General features: G+C 66.5%; 10 protein-coding genes. 8 read left to right on the top strand and 2 right to left on the bottom strand.

Going from position 1 to position 12,874, the window contains the following annotated elements:
* Nucleotides 1–5: 5 nt before the first annotated feature.
* Both queF and ilvA read right to left on the bottom strand, forming a co-directional pair.
* Nucleotides 6–830, bottom strand: coding sequence for an NADPH-dependent 7-cyano-7-deazaguanine reductase QueF (queF, locus tag APZ15_RS01545; RefSeq protein ID WP_027789146.1), 825 nt, complete (start codon nucleotides 828–830; stop codon nucleotides 6–8).
* A gap of 11 nt (nucleotides 831–841) precedes the next feature.
* Nucleotides 842–2,365 (bottom strand): threonine ammonia-lyase, biosynthetic, encoded by a 1,524-nt coding sequence (ilvA, locus tag APZ15_RS01540; protein WP_027789147.1) that lies wholly within the window; start codon nucleotides 2,363–2,365, stop codon nucleotides 842–844.
* 576 nt (nucleotides 2,366–2,941) lie between these two features.
* Here ilvA and APZ15_RS01535 point away from each other — a divergent pair.
* The 8 genes from APZ15_RS01535 to APZ15_RS01500 all read left to right on the top strand — a co-directional run bounded on the left by APZ15_RS01535 (nucleotide 2,942) and on the right by APZ15_RS01500 (nucleotide 12,788).
* On the top strand, nucleotides 2,942–6,967 hold the full coding sequence (locus APZ15_RS01535) for a DUF3683 domain-containing protein (RefSeq protein ID WP_027789148.1): 4,026 nt from the start codon (nucleotides 2,942–2,944) through the stop codon (nucleotides 6,965–6,967).
* A gap of 85 nt (nucleotides 6,968–7,052) precedes the next feature.
* Entirely contained in the window at nucleotides 7,053–7,496 is a 444-nt protein-coding gene (locus APZ15_RS01530; protein WP_021161324.1) for an HIT family protein, read from the top strand.
* Nucleotides 7,493–7,906, top strand: coding sequence for a gamma-butyrobetaine hydroxylase family protein (locus tag APZ15_RS01525; protein ID WP_027789149.1), 414 nt, complete (start codon nucleotides 7,493–7,495; stop codon nucleotides 7,904–7,906). The genes APZ15_RS01530 and APZ15_RS01525 overlap by 4 nt, the downstream gene beginning before the upstream one ends.
* Before the next feature lie 53 nt (nucleotides 7,907–7,959).
* Nucleotides 7,960–8,691 (top strand): bifunctional demethylmenaquinone methyltransferase/2-methoxy-6-polyprenyl-1,4-benzoquinol methylase UbiE, encoded by a 732-nt coding sequence (ubiE, locus tag APZ15_RS01520; RefSeq protein ID WP_027789150.1) that lies wholly within the window; start codon nucleotides 7,960–7,962, stop codon nucleotides 8,689–8,691.
* 41 nt (nucleotides 8,692–8,732) lie between these two features.
* Nucleotides 8,733–9,764 carry a Tim44 domain-containing protein gene (locus APZ15_RS01515; RefSeq protein ID WP_027789151.1) on the top strand — a complete coding sequence of 344 codons (1,032 nt, stop codon included), beginning with the start codon at nucleotides 8,733–8,735 and terminating at the stop codon, nucleotides 9,762–9,764.
* A 163-nt stretch (nucleotides 9,765–9,927) separates the two neighbouring features.
* Nucleotides 9,928–10,554: a ubiquinone biosynthesis accessory factor UbiJ gene (locus tag APZ15_RS01510; protein ID WP_057056440.1), complete on the top strand. Its 627-nt coding sequence runs from the start codon at nucleotides 9,928–9,930 to the stop codon at nucleotides 10,552–10,554.
* Nucleotides 10,555–10,566: 12 nt separating this feature from the next.
* The gene (gene ubiB / locus APZ15_RS01505; protein WP_027789152.1) at nucleotides 10,567–12,144 is read left to right on the top strand and encodes a ubiquinone biosynthesis regulatory protein kinase UbiB; all 1,578 of its coding nucleotides are present in this window, start codon (nucleotides 10,567–10,569) and stop codon (nucleotides 12,142–12,144) included.
* 17 nt (nucleotides 12,145–12,161) lie between these two features.
* The gene (locus APZ15_RS01500; protein WP_027789153.1) at nucleotides 12,162–12,788 is read left to right on the top strand and encodes a methyltransferase domain-containing protein; all 627 of its coding nucleotides are present in this window, start codon (nucleotides 12,162–12,164) and stop codon (nucleotides 12,786–12,788) included.
* Nucleotides 12,789–12,874 lie beyond the last annotated feature (86 nt).

The raw sequence follows: 12,874 nt of genomic DNA, 5'->3' as shown, positions 1-12,874 counted from the left end.
CGCCGTCACTGCCGCGCGTTGCGCGCGTTGTCCGGCATCGGCTGGTTGTAGTTTGTGCGGAACGGGTTGATGTCGAGCCCGCCGCGGCGCGTATAGCGCGCATACACCGCGAGCTTCACCGGTTTGCACGCGTGCAGGATGTCGAGGAAGATCCGCTCGACGCACTGCTCGTGAAAGCCCGTGTGGTTGCGGAACGAGATGATGTAGCGCAGCAGGCCCGCGTGGTCGATCTGCGGCCCGACGTAGTGAATCTGCACGCTGCCCCAGTCGGGCTGGCCGGTGACCGGGCAGTTCGAGCGCAGCAGGTCGGACACGAGCGTCTCCTCGACCGGCGCTTCGTCGACGGCCGCCGACAGCAGCGACGGATCGGGTTCGTACACGTCGGTGTCGAGGTCGAGCCGGTCGAGCGACAGCCCGTCGAGTTCGTCCATTTCGAGCTTGCCGAAATCGTGCGGCGACACGAGCTGCACGGCGACGCTCGCCCCGCACGCGGCCGACACGTCGCGCTTCAGCGTGTCGCGCACCGCGTCGATCGAGTCGAATTTCGTCTGCGCGAACGAGCCGAGATACAGCTTGAACGACTTCGACTCGACGATGTTCGGCGATTCGGCCGGCACGTAGAAGGTCGCAACCGCGATCTGCGGCTTGCCGCGCGCGTTGAGCCAGGACAGCTCGTATGCGTTCCAGATGTCGGTGCCGAAGAACGGCAGCGCCGACGCGATGCCGAGCTGCTCGCGCGCGCCGGCGCGCGGGATCGGGAACAGCAGCGACGCGTCGTACTGGGCCGCGTAGACGGTGGCCTTGCCGAGCGGGGAATGTTCGGGATTCATGCGTGACGCCTTTACGACAGGAAGAGGCGGTAGGCCGGGTTGGCGCTCTCCTCGACATACGGATAGCCGAGTGCCGCGAGGAAGCGTTCGAATTCGGCGCGATCGGCCTGCGGCACCTGCAGCCCGACGAGGATCGAGCTGTAGTCCGCGCCCTGGTTGCGGTAATGGAACAGGCTGATGTTCCAGTCCGGCGCCATCGACGACAGGAACTTCATCAGCGCGCCCGGCCGTTCCGGGAACTCGAAGCGGAACAGGCGCTCGTCGAGCGCGAGCGGCGAACGGCCGCCGACCATGTAGCGGATGTGTTCCTTCGACAGCTCGTCGTGCGTCAGGTCGACGGACTTGAAGCCGTGCGATTCGAAGTTCGCGGCGATCTCGGCCGATTCGCCGCGGCGCTTGATCTGCACCCCGACGAAGATGTGCGCGGCCTGTGCATCGGCGATCCGGTAGTTGAACTCGGTGACGTTGCGGTCGCCGACGAGCGAGCAGAACCGCTTGAAGCTGCCGCGTTCCTCGGGGATCGTGACCGCGAACACGGCTTCGCGCGCCTCGCCCACTTCCGCGCGCTCGGCGACGAAGCGCATCCGGTCGAAGTTCATGTTCGCGCCGGACGTGACCGCGACGAGCGTCTGGTTCTCGATGCCTTCGCGTTCCGCGTAGAGCTTCGCGCCCGCGACCGCGAGCGCGCCGGACGGCTCGAGCACGCTGCGCGTGTCCTGGAAGACGTCCTTGATCGCCGCGCACAGCGCGTCGGTGTTCACCGTCAGGACGCCGTCGAGGTATTCGCTGCAGAGCCGGAAGGTTTCCTCGCCGACCAGCTTCACGGCGGTACCGTCCGCGAACAGGCCGACCTCGCTCAGCTCGACGCGCTTGCCCGCGTCGAGCGACTGCGCCATCGCGCACGAATCCTCGGCCTGCACGCCGATCACCTTGATCTCCGGTCGCACCGCCTTCACGTAGGCCGCGACGCCGGACGCGAGCCCGCCGCCGCCGATCGGCACGAAGATCGCGTGGATCGGGCCCTGGTGCTGGCGCAGGATCTCCATCGCGATCGTGCCCTGGCCGGCGATCACGTACGGATCGTCGAACGGATGGACGAACGTGAGGCCGCGCTCCTCCTGCACCTTGACCGCGTATGCATACGCATCGCTGTACGACTCCCCGGCCTGGATCACCTCGACGCTCGGGCCGCCGTGCGCGCGCACCGCATCGACCTTCACCTGCGGCGTCGTGACGGGCACGACGATCACCGCCTTGACGCCCATCCGGGCCGCCGAGAACGCGACACCCTGCGCATGGTTGCCGGCCGATGCCGTAATCACGCCGCGGGCGAGCGCGTCCGCCGGAATGTGCGCCATCTTGTTGTACGCGCCGCGCAGCTTGAACGAGAACACCGGCTGGTTGTCCTCGCGCTTGAGGTAGACGGCGTTGCGCAGCCGGGCGGACAGGTTGCGGGCGGATTCGAGTTCCGTCTCGATCGCGACGTCGTAGACGCGCGCGGTGAGGATTTTCTTCAGGTAATCGTGGGATGCCATGGGCGCTCGCGTGCAGTGCGGTAGCAGACGGTAAAGGATCAATGATAGCGCCAAGGGTCCGCCTGTACGCAAGCGGCATGCCGGGCGCACGCCCGCGGGGCCGTGCGGACGATGCGTCGGCGACGTTGCGCGGCCTTTTTTACCGGCTTAACCGCGTGGTTACCGACCGGACGGACGGCGAATGACCGCGTGAAATCGCGCCGAGCCAGGCCTGGCGCGGCTCGCGGCGATAGCCCCACGACCTGTCCGACGTGTCACGCGTGGCCCGATCATGGGTTAGAATTCCGTTTTGAATCAAGGATTCGGAAGATGCAGAGGCACCCTCGGATCGCACCGTTGAAGCCGACGCCGCGCGCAGCCAGCCCCGCGGCGGAACGGCATGCGCGCCGCGCGCGATCGTGCTGATGATCGAGTGCCGCCAGGCCCTGTCGCCGGCTAGGAGGGGCGAATCTCCGCCCGCTCCGGCCCCATGAAGGACAGCCGCGCGCCTGGTAACAGAACAGATTTCCCCAAGATTGCGCCCACGCGCTTGCCGACGCCCGTGCACGGTGTATCGGCCCTCCGAGTCGTCCGAACATGAACGCACCACAAGTTTTCGATCCGCATGGCGCGGCAGCCGCCGTCGCCGCCGACCCCGCGCCCCGGTTGCGCGAGATTCCCTACAACTACACGTCCTTCTCGGATCGCGAGATCGTGATCCGCCTGCTCGGCGAAGAGGCGTGGTCGGTGCTCGACGAGCTGCGCGCCGAGCGCCGTACGGGCCGCTCGGCACGGATGCTGTATGAAGTGCTCGGCGACATCTGGGTCGTGCGCCGCAACCCGTACCTGCAGGACGACCTGCTCGACAACCCGAAGCGCCGCGCGCTGCTGATCGAGGCGCTGAACCACCGGCTGACCGAAATCGGCAAGCGCCGCAGCGCGGATCTCACCGAGCACCGCGACGACGCGGGCCGCGAACGCGCATCGCGCGTCGAGATGCTCGAAACCGCCGCGCAGCGCGCGGTCAACGAGTTCGCCGACGAATTCGAGAAGATGGCCGACCTGCGCCGCCGCGCGACCAAGGCGCTCGGCCGCTGCACGCAGAAGGACAACATCCGTTTCGACGGGCTGTCGCGCGTGTCGCACGTGACCGACGCGACCGACTGGCGGGTCGAATACCCGTTCGTCGTGCTCACCCCCGATACCGAAGCCGAGATCGCCGGCCTGATCAAGGCCTGCTTCGAGCTCGGCCTGACCGTGATCCCGCGCGGCGGCGGCACCGGCTACACGGGCGGCGCGGTGCCGCTCACGCCGTTCTCCGCGGTGATCAACACCGAGAAGCTCGAGCAGCTCGGCGCGGTCGAGCTGACCGAGCTGCCGGGCGTCGCGCACAAGGTGCCGACGATCTTCTCCGGCGCGGGCGTCGTCACGCGCCGCGTGACGGAAGCCGCGGAAGCGGCCGGCTACGTGTTCGCGGTCGATCCGACCTCGCTCGACGCATCGTGCATCGGCGGCAACGTCGCGATGAACGCGGGCGGCAAGAAGGCCGTGCTGTGGGGCACCGCGCTCGACAACCTGGCCTGGTGGCGGATGGTCGACCCGGACGGCAACTGGCTCGAAGTCACGCGCCACGAGCACAACCAGGGCAAGATCCACGACATCGCGGTCGCGCGTTTCGAGCTGAAGTGGTTCGACGGCGCATATGCGCCGGGCGAGAAGCTGCTGAAGAGCGAGATGCTCGAGATCGAGGGCCGCCGGTTCCGCAAGGAAGGCCTCGGCAAGGACGTGACCGACAAGTTCCTCGCCGGCCTGCCGGGCGTGCAGAAGGAAGGCTGCGACGGGCTCATCACGTCCGCGCGCTGGGTGCTGCACAAGATGCCGGCGCACACGCGCACCGTCTGCCTGGAATTCTTCGGCCAGGCGCGCGAGGCGATCCCGAGCATCGTCGAGATCAAGGACTACCTGTTCGAGACGTCGAAGCAGGGCGGCGCGATCCTCGCGGGCCTCGAGCACCTCGACGAGCGCTACCTGCGCGCGGTCGGCTACGCGACCAAGAGCAAGCGCAACGCATTTCCCAAGATGGTGCTGATCGGCGACATCGTCGGCGATGACGCCGACGCGGTCGCGCACGCGACGTCCGAAGTGATCCGGATGGCGAACGGCAAGAGCGGCGAAGGCTTCGTCGCGATCAGCGCGGAGGCGCGCAAGCGCTTCTGGCTCGACCGCAGCCGCACGGCCGCGATCGCGAAGCACACGAACGCGTTCAAGATCAACGAAGACGTCGTCATCCCGCTGAACCGGATGGGCGAGTACACCGACGGCATCGAGCGGATCAACATCGAGCTGTCGCTGAAGAACAAGCTGCAGCTGGTCGACGCGCTGGAAGCGTTTTTCCGCGGCGGCAACCTGCCGCTCGGCAAGACCGACGACGCGAACGAGATCCCGAGCGCCGAACTGCTCGAGGATCGCGTCCAGCAGGCACTGGAGCTGCTCAAGCGCGTGCGCGCGCGCTGGGAATTCGTGCGCGACCGCCTCGACCAGCCGCTGCGCGAGGCGCAGCACTACCTCGTGCAACTCGGTTACGAGGCGCTCGCCGAGAAGTTCGCCGATCGCGCGGACGAGCAGCCGGGCGCGACCGTGTTCCACGTCACGCAGGACCGCACGGTGCGCATCTCGTGGAAGCAGGAGATCCGCGCGGAGCTGCGCGCGATCTTCAACGGCGGCGCGTTCAAGCAGATCCTCGACGAAGCGCAGGCGATCCACAAGCAGGTGCTGCGCGGCCGCGTGTTCGTCGCGCTGCACATGCACGCGGGCGACGGCAACGTCCACACCAACCTGCCGGTCAACTCCGACAACTACGAGATGCTGCAGGACGCCCACGCGGCGGTCGCGCGCATCATGACGCTCGCGCGTTCGCTCGACGGCGTGATTTCCGGCGAGCACGGCATCGGCATCACGAAGCTCGAGTTCCTGACCGACGACGAGATCGCCGAATTCCGCGCGTACAAGCAGCGCGTCGACCCGAACGGCCGTTTCAACAAGGGCAAGCTGCTCGAAGGCGCCGATCTGCGCAACGCCTATACGCCGAGCTTCGGGCTGATGGGATACGAGTCGCTGATCATGAAGCAGTCCGACATCGGCGCGATCGCCGATTCGGTGAAGGACTGCCTGCGCTGCGGCAAGTGCAAGCCGGTGTGCGCGACGCACGTGCCGCGCGCAAACCTGCTGTACAGCCCGCGTAACAAGATCCTCGCGACGTCGCTGCTGGTCGAGGCGTTCCTGTATGAGGAACAGACGCGCCGCGGCGTGTCGATCAAGCACTGGGACGAGTTCAACGACGTGGCCGACCACTGCACGGTGTGCCACAAGTGCGCGACGCCGTGCCCGGTGAAGATCGATTTCGGTGACGTCACGATGAACATGCGCAACCTGTTGCGCAAGATGGGCAAGAAGAAATTCAACGCCGGTAATGCGGCGGGCATGTTCTTCCTGAACGCGACCAACCCGCAGACGATCAACGCCGCGCGCAGCGTGATGATGGGCGTCGGCTACAAGGTGCAGCGCTTCGCGAACGACATGCTGAAGAACGTCGTGAAGAAGCAGACGCAGCACCCGCCGGCGACGGTGGGCAAGCCGCCCGTCGTCGAGCAGGTGATCCACTTCGTCAACAAGAAGATGCCGGGCAACCTCCCGAAGAAGACGGCGCGCGCGCTGCTCGACATCGAGGACAACAAGATCGTGCCGATCATCCGCAACCCGAAGTCGACGACCGTCGATTCGGAAGCGGTGTTCTACTTCCCGGGCTGCGGCTCCGAGCGTTTGTTCTCGCAGGTCGGCCTCGCGACGCAGGCGATGCTGTGGGAGGCCGGCGTGCAGACCGTGCTGCCGCCGGGCTACCTGTGCTGCGGCTATCCGCAGCGCGGCTCGGGCCAGTACGACAAGGCCGAGAAGATCGTCACCGACAACCGCGTGCTGTTTCACCGGGTCGCGAACACGCTGAACTACCTCGATATCAAGACGGTGGTCGTGTCGTGCGGCACCTGCTACGACCAGCTCGCCGGCTATGAATTCGACAAGATCTTCCCGGGCTGCCGGATCATCGACATCCACGAGTTCCTGCTCGAGAAGGGGATGAAGCTCGACGGCGTGACGGGCACGCGCTACATGTATCACGACCCGTGCCATACGCCGATCAAGACGATGGACCCGGTGAAGCTCGTGAACGAGCTGATGGGCGCGGAGAAGGACGGCTACAAGATCGAGAAGAACGATCGTTGCTGCGGTGAGTCGGGCACGCTGGCGGTCACGCGGCCGGATATCTCCACGCAGGTGCGTTTCCGCAAGGAAGAGGAGATCCGCAAGGGCGCCGCGAAGCTGCGCAGCATCCCGGTCGTGGCCGGCGCTGCGCCGGCGCCAGCCGCCGCGGCCGCGAACGGCCCGGACGTGAAGATCCTGACGAGCTGCCCGTCATGCCTGCAGGGCCTGTCGCGCTACGGCGAGGATGCGAACCTCGAAGCCGACTACATCGTGGTCGAAATCGCGCGCCAGGTGCTCGGCGAGAACTGGATGGCCGATTATGTCGCACGCGCGAACAATGGCGGGATCGAGCGCGTGCTGGTCTAATGCGGGCATGACGACCGCCCGACCGGGCTGGGGATGAGCGGGCGCCGGCGCGGCAATGCCGGCGCCCGTCCACATGGGAGCGACGATGGAATGCGTGTTTTGCCGTGAAGACGGCGGCGAGGTGCTCTGGCAGGACGATGCGCTGCGCGTCGTCCTCGCGACGGGCGAGCACGAGTATCCGGGCTTCTGCCGGGTGATCTGGGGCACGCACGTAGCGGAATTCTCCGATCTCGGCGAGCCCGAGCGGGCCCACCTGATGCGCGTGGTCTACGCGGTCGAGCGGGCCGTGCGCCGCGTGATGCAGCCGAACAAGGTGAATCTCGCGAGCCTCGGCAACATGGTGCCGCACGTGCACTGGCACGTGATCCCGCGCTTTTCCAACGACGCCCACTTCCCGCAGCCCGTCTGGGCGCCGCGCCAGCGCAGCGTGTCCGAGGCGCTGCTGCGCACGCGCGCGGCGCAGGCCTCGCTGCTGCACAATGCGGTGCGCGAGGAAATTCAACGCATGACCGATTCGAGGCAGCCATGAGCGGTTTGACTTCCACGACGCCGATTCCGTCCGGCGTCGTCGTGCACGCGGTATCGCGCGTGCTCGAATTGCAGTACCCGAACGGTGAAAGCTACCGGATTCCGTTCGAGCTGATGCGCGTGTATTCGCCGTCGGCCGAGGTGCGCGGCCACGGGCCCGGCCAGGAGACGCTGCAGACCGGCAAGCGCGAGGTGACGATCACCGCGCTCGAGGGCGTTGGCAACTACGCGCTGCAGCCGACGTTTTCCGACGGCCATTCGACCGGCATCTACTCTTGGGACCTGCTGTACGAGCTGGCCACGCAGCAGGACGCGCTGTGGCGCGACTATTTCGACAAACTGAAGGCGGCGGGCGTCGAGCGCGACGCCCCGATGCAGCCGGCCTCCGCGTCGCACGGCCACTGCCACTGAAATTCGACGGCGCCCGCTCGGCGCCGTCTTGCCATTTACTGAGGATCAACGCGATGAGCAAAACCCACTTCGGCTTCGAAAGCGTCGAGGAAAACGAAAAAGCGAAGAAAGTGGCGGGTGTGTTCCATTCGGTCGCGAGCAACTACGATCTGATGAACGACCTGATGTCGGCGGGCATGCACCGCGCGTGGAAGGCGTTCACGATCGCGCAGGCGAACGTGCGTCCCGGCTTCAAGGTGCTCGACATCGCGGCCGGCACCGGCGACCTGACCAAGGCGTTCGCGAAGGCAGCCGGGCCGACGGGCGAGGTCTGGCACACGGACATCAACGAATCGATGTTGCGCGTCGGTCGCGACCGGCTGCTCGACAAGGGCATCGTGACGCCGTCGCTGCTGTGCGACGCGGAGAAAATCCCCTTTCCGGACAACTACTTCGATCTGGTCACGGTCGCGTTCGGGCTGCGCAACATGACGCACAAGGATGCCGCGCTGGCGGAGATGCGCCGCGTGACGAAGCCGGGCGGCCGCGTGATGGTGCTGGAATTCTCGAAAGTCTGGGATCCGCTGAAAAAGGCGTACGATCTGTATTCTTTCAAAGTATTACCGTGGCTTGGCGACAAGTTCGCGAAAGATGCTGAAAGTTACCGGTATCTTGCTGAATCTATTCGGATGCACCCCGATCAGGACACGCTGAAGACGATGATGGAACAAGCGGGCCTCGATGCCGTCAAATATTACAATTTGTCAGGTGGCGTGGTAGCTTTACACATGGGAGCCAAGTACTAAGGGGCTCTTTCCATACATTTGTCTTACATCTGGAGAAGCTGATGTCCGAAACGCGTTCGTTGTTCAACCGTAGCAAGCCGTCGAAGCCGTGGGCTCGACGAGTCGGCACACTGCTGATGGTCGGCCTGCTCACGGCCGGCACGTTCGCATCGCTCGACGCTGAAGCCAAGCGCATGGGCGGCGGGCGCAGCATCGGCCGCCAGAATTCCACCGTCACGCAGCGCCAGGCCACGCCGCCTGCGCAGCAGCCGATGCAGCAGGCTGCGCCGTCGCAGGCGCAGCGTGCGAACCCGGCCGCGCCCGCGCCGGCCGCGCAGCCCAACCGCTCGCGCTGGCTCGGGCCGATCGCCGGCCTCGCGGCCGGTCTCGGCATCGCGGCGCTGCTGTCGCACTTCGGCCTGGGCGGCGCATTCGCGAGCATGATGGCGAACGTCATCGTGATCGCGCTGCTCGCGATGGTCGGCATCTGGCTGATCCGCAAGTTCATGAACCGCCGTCGTCCGCAGGAGCCGGCATACTCGGTCGGCGGCTCGGCGTCGTCGTCGGGCGGCTACTCGCAGAGCCCGTCGTTCCAGCAGGGCGGCACCGGCAGCAACTATGCGGGTAGCGGCAGCAGCTACGCGAACGAAGCGCAAGGCGTGTTCGGCGGCGGTGCCGCGGGCGCAGGCGCGGCAGCGGCGGCGGCAGCACCGCTCCAGGTGCCGGCCGGCTTCGACACCGAAGCGTTCCTGCGCAGCTCGAAGGTTTATTTCGTGCGCCTGCAGGCCGCGTGGGACCAGGGCAACCTGGCCGACATCCGCGAGTTCACGACGCCCGAAATGTTCGCCGAGATCAAGATCGACCTCGATTCGCGCGGCAACGAGTCGAACCAGACCGACGTCGTGCAGCTCGACGCGGAACTGGTCGCGATCGAGGATCGCGGCATCGAGCAGTCGGCGAGCGTGCGTTTCCACGGGCTGATCCGCGAATCGGCGAATGCGTCGGCCGCGCCGTTCGACGAGGTGTGGAACCTGTCGAAGTCGGGCAGTCAGGGCTGGCTGCTCGCGGGCATCCAGCAGATCAACACGCACTGAGCGTGTCCGGCGGCCACGCCGCCGGACACCCGGGCAACGGCTGCCGCACTGCGACCGCTTGCCGCCCGGGTGTGCGGTCAGGCACGGCCTGCCGACGATCCGACGTTACAATAGAAACCCGCGTGGGCGCCCGGCCTGCGCGGGTTTTTTCTTTCCCAGCCCGATGACCTTTGCCGCCAAGCCTTTTGCTGCTGCTGTCAATCACCTGCTCGCCCGCGAATCGTGGGCGCGCGACCGCCTGATTCCGTATGCGGGCAAGACTGCCCGGATCGACGTGCCTCCCGTCACGCTCACGCTGCTGGTGCAGCCCGACGGCTATCTGTCGGCCGTCGACGCGCACGATGCGCAACAGGTCGACGTGTCGATCGCGCTCGCGGGCGACACGGTCGCCGCGTTCCTGCAGGGCGGCCAGGCGGCCGTGATGAAGCACGTGAAGATCGAGGGCGATGCGGAGTTCGCGACGCAGATCGCGAAGCTGGCCGAGCACTTGCGCTGGGAACCTGAAGAAGATCTCGCGAAGCTGGTCGGCGACGCGGCGGCATACCGGATCGCGACGGTCGTGCGCGACGCCGGTGCGCGCGCGCGACGTACCGGCCGCAACGTGCTCGATTCCGTTGCCGAATACTGGCTCGACGAGAACCCGCAAGTCGTCCGGCGCGCGTCGCTCGGCGGCTTCGACGCCGAACTGGCGCGCGCACGCGATGCGCTCGCGCGGGTCGAAAAGCGGGGCGAGCGACTCGAACAAAAAATCGGCGCGCGCACGGGTTCCGGCCCGCGCGGCGCGCACTGAGGGCCGCAGGGCATGCGCATTTTCCGTTTCATCAAGATTGTCTACACCGTCATCCGCTTTGGTCTCGACGAAGTGATGCTGTCCCGGATCGACGACCGGCGCGTGAAGCTGCTGCTGCGGATCACGACGATCGGTCGCCGTTATTCCGATCCGCCGGCGGTGCGGCTGCGCCATGCGCTCGAAAGCCTCGGCCCGATCTTCGTCAAGTTCGGCCAGGTGCTGTCGACGCGCCGCGACCTGCTGTCGGTCGATTTCGCGAACGAACTCGCGAAGCTGCAGGATCAGGTGCCGCCGTTCGATTCGGCGGTCGCGATCGGGATCATCGAGAAGTCGCTCGGTGCGCCGGTCGACGAGCTGTTCGACGAATTCGAGCGCGAACCGGTCGCGAGCGCGTCGATCGCGCAGGTGCATTTCGCGAAGCTCAAGCAGGGCCAGCACGCGGGCAAGGCCGTCGCCGTCAAGGTGCTGCGCCCGAACATGCTGTCCGTGATCGATTCCGACCTCGCGCTGATGCGCGACATCGCGATCTGGACCGAGCGCATGTGGGCCGACGGCCGGCGCCTGAAGCCGCGCGAGGTCGTTGCCGAGTTCGACAAGTACCTGCACGACGAACTCGACCTGATGCGCGAGGCCGCCAACGGCAGCCAGCTGCGCCGCAACTTCGCGGGTCTCGACCTGCTGCTCGTGCCCGAGATGTTCTGGGATTTCTCGACGTCGCAGGTGCTCGTGATGGAGCGCATGACCGGCGTGCCGATCAGCCAGGTCGAGACGCTGCGTTCGGCCGGTGTCGACATCAAGAAGCTTGCGCGCGAAGGCGTCGAGATCTTCTTCACGCAGGTGTTCCGCGACGGCTTCTTCCATGCGGACATGCACCCGGGCAACATCCAGGTGAGCCTCGATCCGAACACCTTCGGCCGCTACGTCGCGCTCGATTTCGGGATCGTCGGCGCGCTGTCCGATTTCGACAAGAACTACCTCGCGCAGAACTTCCTCGCGTTCTTCAAGCGCGACTACCACCGCGTCGCGACGCTCCACCTCGAATCGGGCTGGGTGCCGCCCGAGACGCGCGTCGAGGAGCTCGAAAGCGCGATCCGTGCGGTGTGCGAGCCGTATTTCGATCGCGCGCTGAAGGACATCTCGCTCGGCCAGGTGCTGATGCGCCTGTTCTCGACGTCGCGTCGCTTCAACGTCGAGATCCAGCCGCAGCTCGTGCTGCTGCAGAAGACGATGCTGAACGTCGAGGGGCTCGGCCGCTCGCTCGACCCCGAGCTCGACCTGTGGAAGACCGCGAAGCCGTACCTCGAGCGCTGGATGACCGAGCAGATCGGCCTGCGCGGCTGGTACGAGCGCTTCAAGGTCGAAGCGCCGCAGTGGAGCAAGACGCTGCCGCAACTGCCGCGCCTGATCCATCATGCGATGGCGGCGCGCCACGACGCGCCGCGCGCGGCGAGCGAGGACCTGATGCGCCAGATTCTCGTCGAGCAGAAGCGGACGAACCGGCTGCTGCAGGCGTTGCTGATCTTCGGTCTCGCCGTCGGCGTCGGGGCGCTCGTCGCGCGCGTGCTGCTCGCGCTCGCGTACGGCACATGACCGAAAGGAGCAGGGCGATGTCCGATCCGAAGCAACCGGCTACACCGGCAGCCGCCGATTTCACGACGCGCGATCCCGGCAACGCATCGTTCTGGGACGAACGTTTCGCGCGTGGCGTGATGCCGTGGGAATTCGGTGGCGTGCCCGACGGGTTTCGCGTGTTCGCGCACCGGCTTGAGCCGTGCGCGGTGCTGATTCCCGGCTGCGGCAGTGCGCAGGAGGCCAGGTGGCTCGCGCAGGCCGGCTGGCCCGTGCGTGCGATCGATTTCTCCGCGCAGGCAGTGGCAGTTGCGAAAGCGCAGCTCGGCGCGCACGCGGAAGTCGTCGAGCAGGCCGATTTCTTTTCGTACCGGCCGCCGTTCGACGTGCAGTGGGTGTACGAGCGCGCGTTCCTGTGCGCGCTGCCGCCGGCCATGCGCGCCGGCTACGCGGCACGCATGGCCGAGCTGCTGCCCGTGGACGGATTGCTGGCAGGTTATTTCTTCCTGATGGCGAAACCGAAGGGGCCGCCGTTCGGAATCGAGCGTGCCGAACTCGATGCGCTGCTCACGCCGCACTTCGAACTGATCGAGGATTTGCCCGTGACCGATTCGCTGCCCGTGTTCGAAGGTCACGAGCGCTGGCTGACGTGGCGCCGCCGCTGATGCGCGGGTGTCGCGGCCATTGCCGGAGCGCGGCGGGGTTTCAGCTATAATTCAAGGTTTTGCAAGCCGTTTCCAGTTTCCGCGGG

This window comes from Burkholderia cepacia ATCC 25416 (assembly GCF_001411495.1).
In the GTDB taxonomy this organism is placed as follows: Bacteria; Pseudomonadota; Gammaproteobacteria; order Burkholderiales; family Burkholderiaceae; genus Burkholderia; species Burkholderia cepacia.
This window is presented reverse-complemented; position numbering and strand designations above follow the sequence as displayed.

What these genes read in the sequence shown, in the direction of transcription:
- APZ15_RS01525 (WP_027789149.1), top strand. Translation starts at nt 7,493, where the DNA reads ATGAGCGGTTTGACTTCCACGACGCCGATTCCGTCCGGCGTCGTCGTG.
- APZ15_RS01530 (WP_021161324.1), top strand. Translation starts at nt 7,053, where the DNA reads ATGGAATGCGTGTTTTGCCGTGAAGACGGCGGCGAGGTGCTCTGGCAG.
- ubiE (WP_027789150.1), top strand. Translation starts at nt 7,960, where the DNA reads ATGAGCAAAACCCACTTCGGCTTCGAAAGCGTCGAGGAAAACGAAAAA.
- ubiB (WP_027789152.1), top strand. Translation starts at nt 10,567, where the DNA reads ATGCGCATTTTCCGTTTCATCAAGATTGTCTACACCGTCATCCGCTTT.
- APZ15_RS01500 (WP_027789153.1), top strand. Translation starts at nt 12,162, where the DNA reads ATGTCCGATCCGAAGCAACCGGCTACACCGGCAGCCGCCGATTTCACG.
- ilvA (WP_027789147.1), bottom strand. Translation starts at nt 2,365, where the DNA reads ATGGCATCCCACGATTACCTGAAGAAAATCCTCACCGCGCGCGTCTAC.
- APZ15_RS01510 (WP_057056440.1), top strand. Translation starts at nt 9,928, where the DNA reads ATGACCTTTGCCGCCAAGCCTTTTGCTGCTGCTGTCAATCACCTGCTC.
- APZ15_RS01535 (WP_027789148.1), top strand. Translation starts at nt 2,942, where the DNA reads ATGAACGCACCACAAGTTTTCGATCCGCATGGCGCGGCAGCCGCCGTC.
- queF (WP_027789146.1), bottom strand. Translation starts at nt 830, where the DNA reads ATGAATCCCGAACATTCCCCGCTCGGCAAGGCCACCGTCTACGCGGCC.
- APZ15_RS01515 (WP_027789151.1), top strand. Translation starts at nt 8,733, where the DNA reads ATGTCCGAAACGCGTTCGTTGTTCAACCGTAGCAAGCCGTCGAAGCCG.